Raw genomic sequence first — 17,605 nt, 5'->3', positions numbered from 1 at the left:
GCGTCTATCCGCGTGCACCTGCGGTTAAATAACCTCTTAACTTCGCTTCTCAGATCGAGTTTTAGGACGCCAAAAGAATTCAGAAAGCTTAATTTTGGGATGGCCTAACCGTTTTCTCAACCCTTCCATATAAATGTAAAATACTGGAGTCAAATACAGGGTTAAAATTTGCGAAAACAGCAATCCGCCGACGATCGCAATTCCCAACGGGCGGCGCGATTCCGAACCGCTACCCACGCCCAGGGCGATCGGCAAAGTGCCAATTAATGCCGCCATCGTCGTCATCATAATCGGGCGGAAGCGCACGACACAAGCTTCGTAAATGGCATCAAAGGCGCTGTGGCTGCTGTCTTGTCGCTGTTTCTCGATCGCAAAATCCACCAGCATAATCCCATTTTTCTTGACAATTCCCACCAGCAAAATAATCCCGATAAACGAATACAGATTCAATTCCACCCCAAAAATTACCAGAGTTAACAGCGCACCAAATCCGGCTGATGGTAAACCTGACAAAATTGTCAGCGGGTGAATAAAATCCTCGTATAAAATGCCGAGAATTAGATAAATTACTAAAATTGAAACCACTAACAACCAACCTAAATCGTTAAATGATTGGTTGAATACCTGGGCTGAACCTTGAAAACTTGTTGTTACTGACGGCGGCAAAACTTCCTGGGCAACTTTCTCAATGGCGGCGGTTGCTTGACTCAGCGATGTGCCTGGAAGCGTATCAAAAGAGATTGTAGCAGAAGGCAATCCGCTTAGGTGATTGACTGTGAGCGGGCCGACTGTTTGGGTAATATTTGCGATCGCACTTAACGAGATCATTTGTCCAGTATTCGATCGCACGTACAGCATCGACAAAGCACTCGGATCGCGCTGAAACTCAGGCTTTAATTCCAACACAACCGTAAATTGATTGTTGGGAGTATAAATCGTCGAAACCTGCCCTGAAGCGTAAGCAGCGCTGAGGGTTTTCTGCACTTGTTGCGGGCTAACACCGACAATTGCTGCTTTAGCGCGATCGACTTTAACCTCAAGCTGAGGCGTGCTCAATTGCAAATCGCTATCGACACCGCGCAATCCCGGCAGGGTTTTAACTTTAGCTAACAATTCCGGCACCGCTTGACGCAGCGCTTGCAAATCTAAACTTTGCACCGTAAACTGATATTGCGAATTCGTTTGTTGACCGCCAATCGGAATTGCGGCCGGAGAACGCAAAAAAGCTTGAATTCCTGGAATTCCGCGCAATTTCGGAGTTAGTTTTTGGATAATTTCATCCGCACTGAGGCGGCGTTGCGAGATCGGTTTGAGCCTAATTGTAATCCGTCCGTTATTTGCCGATGCGTTCGGGCCACTCGCACCTACAGTTGAATTCAACGCTGCAATATTTGGATCTTTCCGAAGGATATCAACAATTTGTTGTTGGTGAATCATCATATCATCAAACGAAATATCTTGCGCTCCTTTCGTGTTAGCCATCAATTGTCCGGTGTCTTCAGTCGGAATAAAACCTTTCGGAACTAAAACAAACAAATAAGCCGTAAATGCCAGGAGAACAACCGAAACAATCAGCGTTAAAAAACGGTATTTCAAAACAGGTTTAAGCGTCCATTCATATCCTTGCAAAAGTAGCTCAAATCCCCGCTCCCAGAAGCGGTAGAAGCGGTTTGTTTTTTGGTGGTGGGACGGGGATTTGAGAAATCGACTGCACAACATCGGTGTCAGGCTCAGAGATACAAAGCCCGACACCAAAATTGCTACAGCAATAGTCACAGCAAATTCGTGAAACAATCTACCGATTAATCCACTCATAAACATCAGAGGAATAAACACTGCCACCAATGAAAGCGTCATTGAAAGAATGGTAAAACCAATTTCTTTCGAGCCTTTTAATGCTGCTTCTAGGGGTGCTTCTCCCATTTCTTGGTGGCGGACAATATTTTCCAGAACTACGATCGCATCATCCACCACAAACCCCACTGAAAGCGTCAGCGCCATCAGAGACAAGTTATCTAACGAGTATCCCAACTGATACATCACAGCAAAGGTGCCAATAATCGCCACCGGCAAAGCTAAACTCGGAATTAGCGTCGCTGTGATGTTCCGTAAAAAGATAAAAATTACTAAGACAACCAGACACACCGACAACACTAAGGAGAACTTCACATCGTCTACAGAAGCCCGAATAGATTGAGAACGATCGTACATAATTCCCATTTCGATCGATTGGGGAATTTGTTGTTTTAGTGAAGGTAACATTCGCACTACCGCATCGACAATATCAACGGTATTTGCATCGGGTTGAGGCTGCACTGCAAGCAAGATTGCAGGTTGATTGTTGACTTGTCGATCGCTGTACAAATTCAACACTTTGTTGTTCTGCACGTCATCCAGGACATTTCCTAAATCTTGCAGCCGCACTGCTGCGCCATTTTTGTAAGCAACGATCAGCGATCGATATTCTGCAGCAGTATTTAATTGACCGTTTACCTGAATTAAATAGCTTTTTTTATCGCCGGAAAGGCTGCCAGTTGGCAAGTTAACATTTCCTTGAGTAATGGCGGTTCTAATTTGATCTAATCCGATTCCCCTCGCAGTCAATTCTCGCGGATCGAGTTGAATCCGCACGGCATATTCTTTCTGCCCGTAAACCTGCACTTGCGCCACACCATCTATCGCCGAAATTGGTTGGGCCACCGTCACTTCTGCGGCTTCGTCTACTGCTGCAATGGATAAGGTTTTTGAGTACAAATAGAGGTAGAGAATTGGCGAAACAGAAGGGTTAACCTTGCGGTAGCTGGGCGCTTTGGTCATTCCAGCGGGCAAGGAACCTGCGGCGGCGGCGATCGCAGCTTGTACGTCTTTAGCAGCAGAATTGACGCTGCGGCTGAAGTCGAATTGCAGGGAAATTCTGGCGCTACCGGTGGAACTTGTAGAGTTAAAAGAATTCAGCCCTGCTATTTCTGTAAACTGCCTTTCTAGCGGTGCGGCGACGGAGGATGACATGGTTTCTGGCGTTGCACCGGGTAAGCTGGCGGAGACGCTGATAAAGGGATATTCTACGTGCGGCAGGGCGCTAATTGGTAGCAGAAAATAACTCATTAAACCGAATATTAGAATGCCGACTGTGACTAAGGTAGTCATTACGGGGCGGCGGATAAAGATTTCTGATAGGTTCATAATTATTAAGGAAGAAGGAAGAAGGAAGAAGGAAGAAGGAAGTTCGGCAACGGATTATGTAACGGATGTAACGGATGTAACGGATGTAATTCCGTCGGAGGAAGAAGGAAGAAGGAAGAAGGAAGTTCGGCAACGGATTATGTAACGGATGTAACGGATGTAACGGATGTAATTCCGTCGGAGGAAGAAGGAAGAAGGAAGAAGGAAGAAGGAAGAAGGAAGAAGGAAGAAGGAAGAAGTTATTTGTTATTTGTTATTTGTTATTTGTTATTGGTAACAACTGACAACTGACAACTGACAACTGACAACTGACAACTGACAACTGGCAACTGCTTTCCGTACAACGTCATCAGGAAGAGGGAATAAGTTGCAGGGTGTGTCGCTAAGGATCGAAATTTTAATAACTTAAACTCCTAAAGTCCTTTCTCGTTTAAGTTGCGATATCAAAGGAGGTAGAGCCTCGCCTATCTGCATTACCAGGCAGAGCGAAAGTAACGAGCAAACAATCTCATAGCGACTCACCTTATACCAGGTTTACTATCCTAAAATTATCTGCGTTTATCTGTGTTTATCTGCTTGACATCTGCGGTTTATGTATCAATCAAAGACTTATCCAATCTTCTCTATTTAGTTAGAGATAGATCGCAGGCTACGCACCCTACGAATATTTTATCAAGGTTATTTTTACCGCCCTCCTTTAAATGAAAATACTTGCCCGAATTTCACCTCTCTGAGTTTTTTTCGCCACGATTCCATGTAGATGTAAAATACGGGCGTGAGATATAGCGTTAAAACTTGTGAAAATAACAGTCCGCCGACAACTGCAATACCTAACGGGCGGCGAGATTCTGAACCTGCACCAACTCCCAACGCAATTGGTAATGTGCCCATTAATGCCGCCATTGTAGTCATCATAATTGGTCGGAAACGCACTAAGCAGGCTTGATAGATTGCTTCGGCCGGTTTTTTGCCATCTATGCGCTGGGCTTCGATCGCAAAATCGACCATCATAATCCCATTTTTCTTGACAATTCCTACCAGCAAGATGATGCCGATGAACGAATAAACGTTGAGTTCGACTCCAAACAATATTAGTGTTAATAATGCTCCAAATCCCGCCGAAGGTAATCCCGACAAAATTGTAATCGGATGGATGAAATCTTCGTACAAAATGCCGAGGATTAAATAGATGACCAAAATTGCGATCGCCAACAACATCCCCAAACTAGGTAGCGAACTCTGAAACACTTGACTCGCGCCCTTATAATTGGTGGAAATGCTCTCAGGAATCAGCGATTTGATGATTTTGTCGATCGCGCTATTTGCATTTCCCAGCGCCACCCCAGGCGCGAGGTTGTAGGAAATTGTCGCAGCATTCATCCTACCGACGTGGTTGACAATTAACGGTGCAACTCCTAGAGAAATTTTGGCAACCGTTGCTAGCGGCACCTGGGTTTCACCCCCAGAAGCATCGCTAGAATTACCCGCTGTACTGATGTAAAGCTGCATCAAAGCATTCGGATCTTTTTGATACTTTGGTTCTAGTTCCAAAATAACTTGATACTCGTTACTCGCACCGTAAATCGTCGAAACTTGGTAAGCGCCGTAGGCATTTCTCAGGGTGTTTTCGATTTGACTAGCCGTAATTCCTAATGCTGAGGCTTTGTCGCGATCGATATCAATTTTGATTTGAGCAGTCATCTGCAAATCGCTGTTAATATCCTGAATTTCCGGTATTGCTTTCATTTTTTCAATTAGTTGCGGTACGTATTTACGCAGCGGTAAAACATCCGAACTTTGCAGCGCCAGTTGGTACAAGCCCGTGCTTTGTTGAGTGCCCAGCGGGATTGCTGGAGGATTTTGCAAGAAGACTTGAATGCCTGGAATTTCGGCTAATTGCGATCGCAAACTCTGCACAATTTCGTCGGCACCCATCTGCCGCTGCGAGATCGGTTTGAGGCGCACAAACAAGCTGCCGGAATTCCCCGCAACCGCAGCCCCGCCGCCATTGGCGCTCGAACCTGCCCCGATATTCGAGTTTACTGCTTCCACGTTTGGATCTTGGCGAATCGCACTGACAACCGCTTGCTGGTGGCGAGATAATTCATCAAAAGAGGCATCTTGGGCGGCTTGGGTAATTCCGGTAATTTGTCCCGTATCTTGGCTGGGAATAAAGCCTTTGGGAACTACAATAAATAATCCAACTGTAACGAACACCATTGCTAATGATAAAATCATCGTGGTGCGGTGATATTTTAAGGCTATTTTCAGACTCCAATCGTACAGGCTTAAAATTCGATCGAATACGTATTCAGAAGCTCGATAAAGCTGGCTTTGATTTTCGTGATTTACCGGGCGCAAAAAACGGCTGCACAACATCGGTGTCAAAGTCAAAGAAACAAAGCCGGAGACTAAAATAGAAACCGCAATTGTGACGGCAAATTCATGAAACAAGCGCCCCAACAACTCGCTCATAAATAACATCGGAATAAACACCGCCACCAAGGAAAGCGTCATCGATAAAATCGTAAAACCGATTTCGCTAGAGCCGTTTAGCGCGGCTTCTCGCGGGCTTTCTCCGGCTTCGATGTGGCGGACGATGTTTTCGAGCATGACGATCGCATCATCGACTACAAAGCCCACAGATAGCGTCAGGGCCATCATTGACAAGTTGTCGAGGGAGTAGTCGAACAAGTGCATGATACCGAAGGTGCCGATCAGCGATACCGGTAGCGCTAAACTAGGAATGACTGTGGCAGAAAGGTTGCGTAAAAATACGAAAATTACTAAGATGACAAGGGCGATCGTCAAAACGAGGGTAAACCGCACATCATCCACCGACTCGCGAATCGATTGAGACGCATCGTACATCACCCCAAGCGCGATCGAACTTGGAATCTGAGTTCTCAAATTGGGTAGCAATTTTTGAATCGTATCTACCACTTCTACGGTATTCGTGCCCGGCTGTCTCTGAATCGTGAGGATAATTGCGCGATCGTTATTGTACCAACTAGCAAGTTGAGTATTTTCTACACTGTCAACCACTCGCCCTAATTGTTCGAGATAAACAGGCTGTCCGTTTTTATATGTCACAATTAAACGGCGGAATGCTGCAGCATCTTTCAGTTGTCCGTTAGTTTGCACCGCAAAGTTTTTATAACTTCCCGAAAGACTTCCTGTAGGTAAATTAACATTGCCTTGTTGGATAGCACTTTGCACTTTATCTATGCCAATTTGCCGCGCTGCTAACTGTTGCGGATCGAGTTGAATTCGGGCCGCATATTTTTGAGAACCGTAAATCTGTACTTGCGCCACACCGCTGATTGTCGAAAGCTTTTGCGCGAGATAACTTTGCGCGTAGCTATCAACCTCAGAAAGCGGCAAAGTTGGCGAAGTAAGATAAAGGTAAAGAATTGGCCCGTCGGCGGGATTGACTTTGCTGTAAGTCGGCGGATTTGGCAAATCGTTAGGCATTTGGCCCGAGGCTGAAGAAATTGCCGATTCGACATCTTGCGCCGCATCATCAATATTATGACTGAGATTGAATTGCAGGGTAATTTGAGTTTTGCCGCTGGTACTGGTAGAAGTCAGCGTATCGAGTCCAGCAATACTCGAAAATTGCTTTTCTAGGGGGCGCGCTACCGATGCCGCCATCGTTTCCGGGCTAGCACCGGGGCGGGAAGCGCTAACTTGAATTGTGGGATAATCGACGTTGGGCAAATCGCTAATCGGTAGCAAGCGATAACTCATCCAACCAAAAATTATAATTGCCGCCATCACCAATGTGGTCATAATTGGACGGCGAATAAATGGTTCTGAGAGATTCATTGGTTATATCAATTTCGGTTTTACTGAAATGACTGTTGATGGTTGACTGTTGACTGTTGACTGTTGACTGTTGACTGTTAATTGTTATTTGTTAGTTGTTATTTGTTAGTTGTTAGTTATTATTGGGAATTGAGAATTGGAAATCGGGAATTCGTAGCCAATAACCAGTAACCAATAACCAGTAACCAATAACCAATAACCAATAACCAATTCCCAACAACTAATGACTAATGACTAATGACTGATGACTAATGACTGATGACTAATGACTTTGCGAACGAAACGAAGTGAAGAAATTGCAGGAGTTTGAGATTACTTTTGTCTGCCAAATAACTTTCGACAATCCAAATATAAAATCGATCGCCCTAGGGATTTTTGCGGGATTTCCATGACTTATTTCCCGATGAATTGGAATCGCTGCCAGATTTTGCACCAGTTTCTTTGGCTTTAGATGTGTCTGAATTATTATTGCCTTTACTGCTATCTGAATTATCTTTAGCATCCTCAGCATCTTTAATCCGAATCTTGCTACCATCAACCAGATTAGCTTGTCCGTCGGTGACAACATCATCACCAGCATCCACACCTTTTTTGATGACACTTAATCCGCCGATCGTATTTCCGACAACTACAGGCACATTGTCTACTGTATCGTCATCTTGGGCGACAAATACAAACTGTCCGTTCGGCCCGGTTTGTACTGCTTGGGAGGGAACTACAATTGCATTTGGCTGTTGAGATAATGTTAAGGTAGTATTGACAAATTGACCGGGAAATAGTTTTCCATCGGCGTTATTAAAATCGCCAATCAGTTGAATAGAGCCTGTGGAATTATCAACCGTGTTGTTGACAAATGACAATGTTCCTGATATTGGGCGATTGTTGCCGGCAAAGGTGACATCAACTTTTAGCTTGCCATTTTCTACGTATTTTTGGATGTCTGGAAGGTTGGATTCGGGAACAGAAAAGGCAACTTGAATAGGATTGATTTTCGAGATTGTGACTAAGGGTTTGTCTGTGCTCGGTTGCACTACATTGCCTTCTGTGACTAGGATATTGCCGGCGCGTCCGTCGATCGGCGCAAACACTTTAGTATAGGATGATTGCACCTGAGCGTTTTGCAAACTACCGCCGTCGGCGCTGACACTAGCTTGAGCACCCTCGATCGCCGATCGATCGCCATCAACAACAGCCCGAGCATTGTCAATCCCCACTAAATCGCTCTTCACCGCCGTCTGAGCGTTCTCAATTCCGACCAAATCGCTCTTCACCGCAGTTTCAGCATTTGCGATCGCCACGGAGTCACCTTTGACGACAGACTCCGCATTTGTGATGCCAATGCGATCGCTCTTTACCGCCGTTTCTGCATTGGCGATCGCCTGTTTGTCAAGCTCCACCGTTGCCGCCGCAGCTCGACTGCTGGTAGCGTATTGTTGCGCCTGATCTTGACTAATTACTCCTTGTTTGTAGAGCTCTGCGTAACGTTGACTTTGGGCTTCGGCATACTCGGCTTGCGCTCGATCTTTGCTCAAAGTTGCCATCGCCTGCTTAACCGCACCTAAGTCTTTTTCCAACGTCATTTTCGCCTGTTCAACAACTCCCTTATCTTTCGCCAGAGTCATTTTCGCTTGTTCGACAACACCCAAATCTTTTTGCAGAGTCGCCCTAGCTTGTTCGACAATTCCTCTATCTTTATCCAAAGTCGCCCTAGCTTGTTCGACAATTCCTCGATCTTTAGCAAGATTAGCCGTCGCTTGTTGCACCTGCGCCCGGTCTTTTGCTACGATACCCTGAGCTTGTTGGATCGAAGCATTTTGAGAGCGATCGTCGATCGAGAAAAGCAACTGTCCTTTCTTAACTTCTTGGCCTTTCTTAAAATAAACTCCCGTCACCCGCCCGCTAGCCTGTGCAGTCACCGAAACAGTAGCACCAGATTGCACAGTACCGATCGCCTGTAACTGAATCGGCACAGTTTTTTTAGTCGCCGTCGCCACCAGAACCGGAGTTATTTGCATTTTACCACCGCGACGGCTCGCTTTTTCCGGTTTAGGGGCGATCGCCCGTTGCCAAACCAAAAATCCCAAACCACCAAGCAACAACAACCCCACCAAAAACATCGCAATTCGCCCTTTCGCCAGAACCTTTTGAGGCTTCGGTTCTTTTGCTAAAATATTATTTGTAGGCTCGCTTTCCGGCAAACTCGGAGATTCCAGAGCCACTTTAGGAACAGTGTCATTCGGAATTTTATCAACAATTTCCAAATTCTGCGTCGGTTCCTCGTTCAGCTTCAAATTTTCATCAGAAACTTTAGGGCGAGTGCCATTTCGACTGTCACTAATAATTTCTTCTATCATCACAAACCTCTTAACAATAGCCCTCATCTCATGTCCCGTAGACGAGCGCAAAAAAACTGTTATTAGTGCGTACTTCAGTGCGCTTGTGAAGTTCGTAGTGCGCTCAATCCACCGGACATAACATCACTCTTCATAGCAGTTATTAGATTTTCAGTAGAATTCCCTTTGCTATCTTGAATTTATCTGAGTAAATCGGTCTTAATCTGCCTCCATAGGCGGTTAAACTATTACTCGAACATTTGTGAAATTCAAGTTTATTATAGGGTGCGTCAGACCCAAAAGTTAGCAATTACTGAAAACATTAAACCCCTGACACACCATACAAAAACTGAAAACGAACAAAACTTGTTCTTAGATCATTTACTTAGCTTTAGCTCCAGACTGCCCATTTTGCGAGCGAGGATAAGCAGCCTTGAGAATCCCCTTAACTTGGGTTTTTTGCTCAGCACTGAGGTTTAGCTCGTTAAGAGCTTTCCGCATTTTTTCGCCTCCCTTGATTTTGGAGTCCAACTGTTTCACCTGCTCGGGAGTTAGCACCGCTTCGACTTGTTTGCGAAGTTCGTCGCGTTTCTGGGCGCGTTGAGCAGGAGAAAGCTTCGGTTGTCCTGAAGTTGCTGCATTGGCCGCCACCGCGTTAGATTTGGTGACATTAGAAGCGTTGGATGGCATACAACCAGACAAACTACCTACCAAGATGGTGCCGGCGAGGATAAATGCTGCTGCGATGGTATTTCTTTTCATGATTGACTTTCTGTAAATTAATCTTCACCCACAAATCTTAGAAGCTTAAACCAACCAGCGCATCATGCAATACTCCTAATCTAACCAGTCAAAAAGCACATAGCACTTGTGACTTTTTTCCTAGTCCCAAACCCCAAAATCAGCCACAAAGGCTCTAACGCAATCGATCGCACCTTCGCTAAGCTGTTATGGCAAAAGGGGGAATGGGAGAGTGGGAGAGTGGGAGAGGGGGAGAGGGGGAGAATTGCCCAATTACCAATTACCAATTATCAATTACCAATTCCTTCAACATCCATCCATGACATCCAGTGACGAACTTCCTTCACCATAGGGGGAACAATATGTTTTTTGACTCCAAAATACCATCTATAATTAAATCATTGCGATTGCTTGAATCGCTTCAGATATTGATGGGAAAAAGTTCTATGATTCGGCTAAACTATCCGTCTTTTCGTTTGTTGCTTTATTTGGAGTGGCTGCTGCTAGCGACGGCCGCATTGATAGAAATGCTGCATCAGTTTCAGTCGCTGCAGTCGCTAATATGGCGCGTGGGGGCGATCGCACTTTTCGGCATCATCGGGCTGCGTTTACCAACAGTTAACTTACGCAAAAAAGTTTTATTCACAGCCCTCGAATTTGGATTAATTTTCCTGCCAATAGTCCAACAAGGATTATCCAGCAGATCGAGCTTTTTGCTGTTTCTCGTTTTGCTGATGCGGAGTTGCCTAATTTTCCGGCAGCCCGGACAGATAGCAGTCTTAAGTTTAGCAATGGTGTCCTATACTTCGCTGCTGTTGTTCAAACCAATTTTACCCGAAAAAGTCATTTCCACAGTTTGGGAATGGCGGTTGAGCAACGTGTTATTATTTGGGTTGACATTAGTATTTGCCTTGCTATTAATCAATGCCTTAATTGCCGAACGCCAAAGCCGAGAGGAATTAGAAATTGCCCACGACAAACTAGCGGTGACTCACCAGCAACTGCGCCACTACGCACTGCGAATAGAAGATCAAGCAACATTGCAGGAACGCAACCGCATTGCTCGCGACATCCACGACGGATTGGGACACACCCTTGCAGCTCAAACAATTCAGCTCAATAACGCCCTATTGTTCTGGAATTCCGAGGATGAAAAAGCCCTGGGATTTCTGAAACAAGCCAAACAACTCGGTTCAGAAGCATTGTTAGAAATTCGCAAATCTGTTTCTGTATTGCGATCGAATCCTTTGCAGGGATTATCGCTAGAAAGTGCGATTAACAAACTGCTCCAAGACTTTAAGTGCATGACGGGTAGCGAAATTTCTGACTCAATTAACTTACCTGTTAGTTTATCTCAAGAAATGAATATCACACTTTACCGTATTGTGCAAGAATCGCTGACAAATATTCACAAACACGCCCAAGCAACGCTCGTCATAGTTAAATTGCAGCAACACGCCGGACTGATTCATTTGTCGATTTCTGACAACGGCAAAGGCTTCGATCCGGCCCAGAATACTACAGGATTTGGAATGCAAGGAATGCGAGAACGAGTGGCGGCGCTGAGCGGTCAATTTGCCATTTACAGCGAGTCAGAAAACGGTTGCCGAATTTCAGTTTCTTTGCCTTCTCAAAATATTTAGGGTTGATAATATGATTAGAATATTGCTAGTAGACGATCAGCATATTATTCGTCAAGGACTCAAAAGTATGTTAGAGTCCAATTCAGATATGCAAGTAATCGGTGAAGCAGAAAACGGACAGCGGGCGATCGCCCAAATCCCAAGTTTAGCGCCCGACATCGTACTGATGGACATTCGGATGCCCGTGATGGACGGCGTAGCAGCAACCGAGGCGATCGCCAAATCCTATCCCGACACAAAAGTCCTGGTGTTAACCACCTTTGACGACGATGAATATGTCAGCAAAGCAATGCGAATGGGTGCCAAAGGCTACCTGCTAAAAGACACCGAACCCGACGAATTAGCCCTAGCAATTCGCGCTGTTTACAAAGGACACACCCAACTAGGCCCCGGATTGTTTGAAAAAGCCCTGATGACACCTGCGGTAACTAATTCCCCGGCGGTTTTGCCGCCAGAATTAGAGCAACTCACTCCCAGAGAATTAGAAGTATTGCGTTTAATAGCTTCAGGTGCAAATAACCGAGAAATTGCTCAAACCTTATTTTTGTCAGAAAATACAGTCAAAAACTATGTAACAAATATTTTGAGTAGATTGAATTTGCGCGATCGAACTCAAGCGGCGCTATTAGCTCATTCACTATTTAATCCCAAAATTTCATGAGACCTTATAGTAATGTATGATGGTTTGTATAATTAAAATTGAAATGAGATGCTCCCAAAAATACTAACTACTGCAATTGTTTTTCTGTCTGCCGCCACCCCTTGTTTGGCGATGACTCCCTCAGAATTAGCAACATTTGCAACTAACTATAAATACAATGAAAATGCTCCGGTAGCTTATTCTTATTATGACAAAAGTTGTCAAACTACTGTTTCTGTGCCGCTGGTAAAAACTCTGGATTTAGGTAGTGGAAGAATCGGAGGAATTACTAACAAATATCTGTGTTGGGGAGCTACCTATACTTATTTTGAAATGACTCGCGGCAACTTAGAATCTATTCGAGTCTTTGCGGAGGTAGGTGCAGGCCGATCGACTCGTTATACAAACTGGGGCCCCGTGGCAAATCCTGGGGATGATTTAACTCAGGATCAGCTTATATCTGTAGCAAAAGCTATCGCCAAACATACGCAATAAGCTAGCTTTTTGTACAAATATTCGATCTGTTAACCGCAGATTTCCAGCAGATAAACGCTGATTGACGCAGATAATTGAAAAAAGAGCGATCGCCTGAATGCAATTGTGTTTATACCAATTTAATATGAAGTTGCATATATCCCGATCCCCCTAAATCCCCCTTAAGAAGGGGAGTAGGGGTTGACTTTGAGAAGAATCTTGTCCCCCCCTTATTAAGGGGGGTTAGGGGGGATCAGATTCTATGCAGCCTCATAAAAAATTGGTATTAATGTGTGTTTAATGATTGCATTTAATACTCTTTAATTTCAGGATGGATAAATTGATAACCAGCAGCCTTAATCTTTTGATTCGAGACCTTCGCATTATAAGGCCGCACGCTAGGACTTCCATCCCAAGTAGCTTTCGGCAGATTGTGACGTTCAAAAATGCGATCGAGCAATTCGCGACTCGACAGCGACACATCTCCAACTAAATTGTAAATTCCCTGCAATCGATTGTCCAAAGCAAAGGTTAATCCCCCAACAATATCATCCCGATGCACCCAATTTGTAGCATCTTCCCCCGCACCGGGACGAGTGGTTCCAGCCCAGCCTCCAAAGATTTTAACTAATTCTCGCCCAGGCCCGTAAATGCCACCCAAACGAAGAATGCAGGTGTGAAGATTTGGACTGGATGCTGCTAATAAAATTCGTTCTGTTTCGGCGAGAATTTCACCGTTGGGATTGGCTGGCTCCACGGGCGATTCTTCGTTTACAAGTTTACCTTGTCGATCGCCGTACACAGAATAAGTACCCGTATAAATCACCTGTTTGACTGTCGGTATCTGCTGCAAAACTGATACCAAAGTTGTCGCCGTCTCTAAGTAACTTTCTCGATAAGCACTAGAATTTGGAGCGCCGACGCACAGCATAACAGCATCTTGGTCTTGCAGTAAACTGGCGATCGCACTTGCATCATTTCCCTTAACTACAGCTACCCGCCCTGCGACAGCCTCCAATTCACTGACTCGGCTCGCCGTCGTAGTTGTCGCCGTCACGGTACAATCGGGTTTAGCGCGTAAATGTTTGGCTGTCGCAGTACCCACATAGCCGCAGCCGACGATCGCCACTTTCATAAAAAATTCTCCCTTGTATCATCCCATCTCAAATTATTACCGATTTTGGCGATCGATTAGTCAGTCAGAACGATCGCACCTGAAGCCATCATTACAAACTGGATTAGTTGGGATTTTTCAGTTTTTAAGCGGCTTACCTTCTCGATTCACAATACGGCTTTCACCATCCTTAGCCGTGACATTTTCATAAACTCCTTCATCCCGCTTCACGTACTTGCTGAAACCAGAATTTTTATAATCGGTGTCGGATGTTGGCTTCATCAACCTCGGAGCGCTCAGCAAACGGCGCACCGGAGCATCTGCGGGAGTATCTCCGGGTTCGCACTTAGCCAACTCGCACAGTTGGCCCCAAGTCGAAACTTCCAGATTCATGCTGTGCGAAACTTCTAACTGCTGGTTGTTTTTTGAACAAAAATAATCGTATACAGGCATACTAAAAATCTCGTTGACTACTACTAAAATTATTAATTGCACGGTAACAATAAGTATTATAGCTCAACATTACTAAATGTTCAAGCCAAAAAAATAAAATTTACTATTTTTAACGGTTGTTGAAACACAAAATCAGCTATATTATTAACCCTGTGCTGTTGCTCCCGGATGCGATCGAGACCGAACCCAAAAGTACCCTACCGTGAAATCGTCTCGCGCGATCGCTCGATCGACGGTTAGCAAATGCCCGCAAGACTTCCCTAAATGCAGTCAAAAGAGCGATCGTCAATTTCAGACTGCACCCAAATAACACATTTTAGATTTCAACTATAACAGCAGGATTCTCCCACCATACCGCCTCGGTTGGTGGCGGGTCGGACAAGCGCGTGAGGCTTGTGATTGCACCGCATATTGAATCGATCGGCGCAGCGTTCGACTCTCGATGCGGTGCATGAGTGAACGAACAAGATTTGTTACGAAGTGGTTGCTTTCTCAAACTTCACGAGTTATATTTATCTTAGAGTTTAGTGAACCCATGAGCCAAGTTATAACCGCAAAGCTAAGGTTGAATCTTACCGCCGAACAGAAGTTGGCGGTGCGTGATACTGCGCTGGCTTACCGTGATGCTTTGAACTATACTGCCATGATTGCTTTCGGCAATAGTAAGTCTAATAATGGCACTAAATTACAAAAACTCGTCTATACCCACCTGCGCTCCGAGTTCAAACTAGGTGCACAGATGGCGTGCAACGTACCTAGACAGGTGGCGGCAACCTTTAAATCCTTGTCAACCAAGCTTAAACAGAACAACGAAGCTATTAAAAAGGGATACACCAAGAAGCGCTTCAAGGGGCTTGATAAAGCTCCTAAATACGCATCTCGGACTGTGACCTTGAATTATCAGCGAGATTACACGTTTAAGTCCGATCAACAGGTCAGTATCGGAACGTTAAACGGTCGAATTGTTGTGCCTTACGATGGTTGGAATAAGCATTTAGATTTGATCGAAGTCTGTCCCAATATTGGTGCAGCAAAGATAGTCTACCAGCGTTCTTCCAAGATTTACTATTTAATGGTAAGTCTTGAAATAGAACTACCGGACATCGACCCAACAAGTATTACCCGAATTTCTGGTGTTGATGTTGGGATGAGATATTTGGCAGTAGAAACAGATTTAAACAATAGGTCTGCATTCTACTCTGGCGCTTCATCTCGACACAAAGCCAATCAATATCAGAAGGCTCGAAGAAGTCTACAGCGTAAAGACACCCGTTCGGCGAAGCGACGACTAATCGCTTTGTCAGGACGGGAGAGACGGTTTATCGCTGATGTGAACCACCAAATCAGTAAAGAAGTTGCCAAGCCTAACAGCTTGATTGGACTAGAAAACTTGACTGGAATCCGTGAGAGAACAAAATCCAAGTCTGGCAATTCGGCAAGCAAGAAACAGCGTAGGGCTAATCGAAACAAAGCTAAATGGTCATTTGCCGAATTGCATGGCTATATCGACTACAAAGCTAATTTGATTGGCAGCCTAGCAACTAAAGTTCCAGCACATTATACTTCTCAGAGTTGTCCTAAGTGTGGGCATACCTCGAAGGCTAATCGATCGAACAAGGGGCTAATGTTTCGTTGTGAATGTTGTGGGCATGAATTACACGCTGATTTGGTGGGAAGCAGAAATATTGCATTAAGAACGTTGCTCGTTCGGCAAGACTGGACGAGTACGGGGAGCTTGTCAGTATCCCCCGATGTGTCGCGCGATGAAACTAAAGCTGATCTCCTGCAAAGGTTTTCAGAATTGCGGTGGAGCGTAGATACAAGCCCTCATCATATCGGTATCCCGATTGATGACGGGTAATTGACGTTTATTCATCTACTCACCAGCGAGGATTTACCGATGAGCGATTTCAAAGTTACACCAGAAGTAGAGCTGAACATGGCTCAAATGTTGGAGAGATACCAACTGCAAGACGAGACAATTCTGCGGCGTTGGGCCAAACTGCACGGTATCAACAGCACTCGCGGTTTCTTCTATCCCGGTGAAGTAGATTTGATGGATCACGCTCACCACCACATTTATAATTTGGGAATGAGCATTGGTGAATATCAAAGTCTTTTAGACCGCCGCCGCAGCAATTCCGACACATCGGGCGATCGCCATAAAACAGTAGCAACTCAAGTTGCTGACGAAGCATACGATGCCATAGAAATGCTGAAAGAACAGTATTCTGAAGCAGTTGATTTAATGGGAGAACGTATAGCAGATCATTTTATCGACGAACTAGATTTATCAGTGATGCGACACCTTTCTCAAAAAGTTAAAGACCGCCGCGCTCTCAACGGTCAAGCTAAAAAACCAAACCGTTTTCTGCAAGTGATTAAAGCCGTATTGCAACCGAGCAGCGAAAATACGCTTCTAGTCCCCAGAAAAGATGACGACTCTAGTTTAGAACTAGAACAGCATCACCGGCTAGGCTAGCCTGGAAAAGTGGCCAGGTGAAGTTTTACTTATAGCGGTAGGGTGCAGTGTGCTTCGCCCTACATAATTAAGTTGTGCCCCAGGAGCAGGAAAGTAATAAATTTGCTGTTTTTGACAACTCTAATTCAACTTTAAATTATTATAAATTTAAGACTGGAGAGAGATGTATTTTGTGCCACATCTACATAAAATCAGAGTTGAATCTCAACCGTCAATCTAACTAAAGGTAGAGAAATGATTAAATCTTGGATGGTAATTGGAGGTGTCGCCTTTGCGGTAGCACTTTTGGCTAACTTGCTCTCGCCCCGCGACATTCAGTGGTTCAACCGTTTGCAGCGTCCGAAATGGCTAGTATTTGAAAAAGCAATTCCCATCATTTGGACAGTAATTTTTATTTGTGCAGCTTGGTCAGCAGTGATTGTTTGGGAAAAAGAACCGGGAACTCAGGAGACTTGGCTGAGAATGGGTTTGTACCTACTTTTAGAAATAGTAACCATATCTTATACCTCTGTGATGTGCAAACTTAAGAGCCTAAAAGTCGGCACAATCATCGGCGGATCGGGCGCTATTTTAAGCGTAATACTAGCTTTAAGCGTGTTGCAAGTTTCGCAGCCTGCGGCCCTGTTATTGCTACCTTACATACTCTGGAGTCCGATCGGCACTTACACGACTTGGGCGATGATGCACCTCAATCCGGCGGATGTTTAGCCTTTC

General features: G+C 44.8%; 14 protein-coding genes. 8 read left to right on the top strand and 6 right to left on the bottom strand.

The window, feature by feature from the left end; translation table 11 throughout:
* Positions 1 to 36: 36 nt before the first annotated feature.
* Entirely contained in the window at positions 37 to 3,147 is a 3,111-nt protein-coding gene (locus AACV78_RS12135; RefSeq protein WP_255512989.1) for an efflux RND transporter permease subunit, read from the bottom strand.
* On the opposite strand from AACV78_RS12135, the gene AACV78_RS12130 reads away from it, so the two are divergent.
* A complete protein-coding gene (locus tag AACV78_RS12130) occupies positions 3,131 to 3,328 on the top strand; it encodes a hypothetical protein (protein ID WP_194011173.1) in 198 nt (65 codons plus the stop codon). The genes AACV78_RS12135 and AACV78_RS12130 overlap by 17 nt on opposite strands.
* A 539-nt stretch (positions 3,329 to 3,867) precedes the next feature.
* Here the strand turns inward: AACV78_RS12130 and AACV78_RS12125 are convergent.
* From AACV78_RS12125 to AACV78_RS12115, 3 genes are all read right to left on the bottom strand, one after another.
* On the bottom strand, positions 3,868 to 7,011 hold the full coding sequence (locus AACV78_RS12125) for an efflux RND transporter permease subunit (protein ID WP_194011172.1): 3,144 nt from the start codon (positions 7,009 to 7,011) through the stop codon (positions 3,868 to 3,870).
* 365 nt (positions 7,012 to 7,376) lie between these two features.
* Positions 7,377 to 9,365 (bottom strand): efflux RND transporter periplasmic adaptor subunit, encoded by a 1,989-nt coding sequence (locus AACV78_RS12120; RefSeq protein WP_194011171.1) that lies wholly within the window; start codon positions 9,363 to 9,365, stop codon positions 7,377 to 7,379.
* Between the two features lie 360 nt (positions 9,366 to 9,725).
* Positions 9,726 to 10,106 (bottom strand): hypothetical protein, encoded by a 381-nt coding sequence (locus AACV78_RS12115; RefSeq protein ID WP_194011170.1) that lies wholly within the window; start codon positions 10,104 to 10,106, stop codon positions 9,726 to 9,728.
* 108 nt (positions 10,107 to 10,214) lie between these two features.
* Here AACV78_RS12115 and AACV78_RS12110 point away from each other — a divergent pair, with 108 nt between their 5' ends.
* The 4 genes from AACV78_RS12110 to AACV78_RS12095 all read left to right on the top strand — a co-directional run bounded on the left by AACV78_RS12110 (position 10,215) and on the right by AACV78_RS12095 (position 12,863).
* Entirely contained in the window at positions 10,215 to 10,418 is a 204-nt protein-coding gene (locus AACV78_RS12110) for a hypothetical protein (RefSeq protein WP_339383597.1), read from the top strand.
* A gap of 113 nt (positions 10,419 to 10,531) precedes the next feature.
* A complete protein-coding gene (locus AACV78_RS12105) occupies positions 10,532 to 11,728 on the top strand; it encodes a sensor histidine kinase (RefSeq protein ID WP_194008526.1) in 1,197 nt (398 codons plus the stop codon).
* A 10-nt stretch (positions 11,729 to 11,738) separates the two neighbouring features.
* Positions 11,739 to 12,389: a response regulator transcription factor gene (locus AACV78_RS12100; RefSeq protein ID WP_194008525.1), complete on the top strand. Its 651-nt coding sequence runs from the start codon at positions 11,739 to 11,741 to the stop codon at positions 12,387 to 12,389.
* Positions 12,390 to 12,437: 48 nt separating this feature from the next.
* Positions 12,438 to 12,863 carry a hypothetical protein gene (locus tag AACV78_RS12095; RefSeq protein WP_194008524.1) on the top strand — a complete coding sequence of 142 codons (426 nt, stop codon included), beginning with the start codon at positions 12,438 to 12,440 and terminating at the stop codon, positions 12,861 to 12,863.
* A gap of 289 nt (positions 12,864 to 13,152) precedes the next feature.
* Here the strand turns inward: AACV78_RS12095 and AACV78_RS12090 are convergent, their stop codons facing one another.
* The gene (locus AACV78_RS12090) at positions 13,153 to 13,977 is read right to left on the bottom strand and encodes an NAD-dependent epimerase/dehydratase family protein (RefSeq protein ID WP_194008973.1); all 825 of its coding nucleotides are present in this window, start codon (positions 13,975 to 13,977) and stop codon (positions 13,153 to 13,155) included.
* A gap of 117 nt (positions 13,978 to 14,094) precedes the next feature.
* Positions 14,095 to 14,409 carry an FmdB family zinc ribbon protein gene (locus AACV78_RS12085; protein ID WP_194008974.1) on the bottom strand — a complete coding sequence of 105 codons (315 nt, stop codon included), beginning with the start codon at positions 14,407 to 14,409 and terminating at the stop codon, positions 14,095 to 14,097.
* Between the two features lie 451 nt (positions 14,410 to 14,860).
* Here AACV78_RS12085 and AACV78_RS12080 point away from each other — a divergent pair, with 451 nt between their 5' ends.
* The 3 genes from AACV78_RS12080 (at position 14,861) to AACV78_RS12070 (ending at position 17,599) form a co-directional block, all read left to right on the top strand.
* The gene (locus AACV78_RS12080) at positions 14,861 to 16,270 is read left to right on the top strand and encodes an RNA-guided endonuclease InsQ/TnpB family protein (protein WP_228052071.1); all 1,410 of its coding nucleotides are present in this window, start codon (positions 14,861 to 14,863) and stop codon (positions 16,268 to 16,270) included.
* A gap of 39 nt (positions 16,271 to 16,309) precedes the next feature.
* Positions 16,310 to 16,891 carry a hypothetical protein gene (locus AACV78_RS12075; RefSeq protein WP_194008975.1) on the top strand — a complete coding sequence of 194 codons (582 nt, stop codon included), beginning with the start codon at positions 16,310 to 16,312 and terminating at the stop codon, positions 16,889 to 16,891.
* Positions 16,892 to 17,125: 234 nt separating this feature from the next.
* On the top strand, positions 17,126 to 17,599 hold the full coding sequence (locus AACV78_RS12070) for a TspO/MBR family protein (protein WP_194008976.1): 474 nt from the start codon (positions 17,126 to 17,128) through the stop codon (positions 17,597 to 17,599).
* Positions 17,600 to 17,605: the final 6 nt, after the last annotated feature.

It is taken from the genome of Tychonema sp. LEGE 07196 (assembly GCF_963890365.1).
GTDB lineage: Bacteria > Cyanobacteriota > Cyanobacteriia > Cyanobacteriales > Microcoleaceae > Microcoleus.
The sequence above is the reverse complement of the archived record's forward strand: the minus strand, read 5'-3'. Positions and strand labels throughout refer to the sequence as shown.

Excerpts from the sequence above, each read along its gene's own strand:
- AACV78_RS12135 (WP_255512989.1), bottom strand. The coding sequence starts at position 3,147 with ATGACTACCTTAGTCACAGTCGGCATTCTAATATTCGGTTTAATGAGT.
- AACV78_RS12125 (WP_194011172.1), bottom strand. The coding sequence starts at position 7,011 with ATGAATCTCTCAGAACCATTTATTCGCCGTCCAATTATGACCACATTG.
- AACV78_RS12120 (WP_194011171.1), bottom strand. The coding sequence starts at position 9,365 with ATGATAGAAGAAATTATTAGTGACAGTCGAAATGGCACTCGCCCTAAA.
- AACV78_RS12115 (WP_194011170.1), bottom strand. The coding sequence starts at position 10,106 with ATGAAAAGAAATACCATCGCAGCAGCATTTATCCTCGCCGGCACCATC.
- AACV78_RS12105 (WP_194008526.1), top strand. The coding sequence starts at position 10,532 with ATGATTCGGCTAAACTATCCGTCTTTTCGTTTGTTGCTTTATTTGGAG.
- AACV78_RS12100 (WP_194008525.1), top strand. The coding sequence starts at position 11,739 with ATGATTAGAATATTGCTAGTAGACGATCAGCATATTATTCGTCAAGGA.
- AACV78_RS12095 (WP_194008524.1), top strand. The coding sequence starts at position 12,438 with ATGCTCCCAAAAATACTAACTACTGCAATTGTTTTTCTGTCTGCCGCC.
- AACV78_RS12090 (WP_194008973.1), bottom strand. The coding sequence starts at position 13,977 with ATGAAAGTGGCGATCGTCGGCTGCGGCTATGTGGGTACTGCGACAGCC.
- AACV78_RS12085 (WP_194008974.1), bottom strand. The coding sequence starts at position 14,409 with ATGCCTGTATACGATTATTTTTGTTCAAAAAACAACCAGCAGTTAGAA.
- AACV78_RS12080 (WP_228052071.1), top strand. The coding sequence starts at position 14,861 with ATGAGTGAACGAACAAGATTTGTTACGAAGTGGTTGCTTTCTCAAACT.
- AACV78_RS12075 (WP_194008975.1), top strand. The coding sequence starts at position 16,310 with ATGAGCGATTTCAAAGTTACACCAGAAGTAGAGCTGAACATGGCTCAA.
- AACV78_RS12070 (WP_194008976.1), top strand. The coding sequence starts at position 17,126 with ATGATTAAATCTTGGATGGTAATTGGAGGTGTCGCCTTTGCGGTAGCA.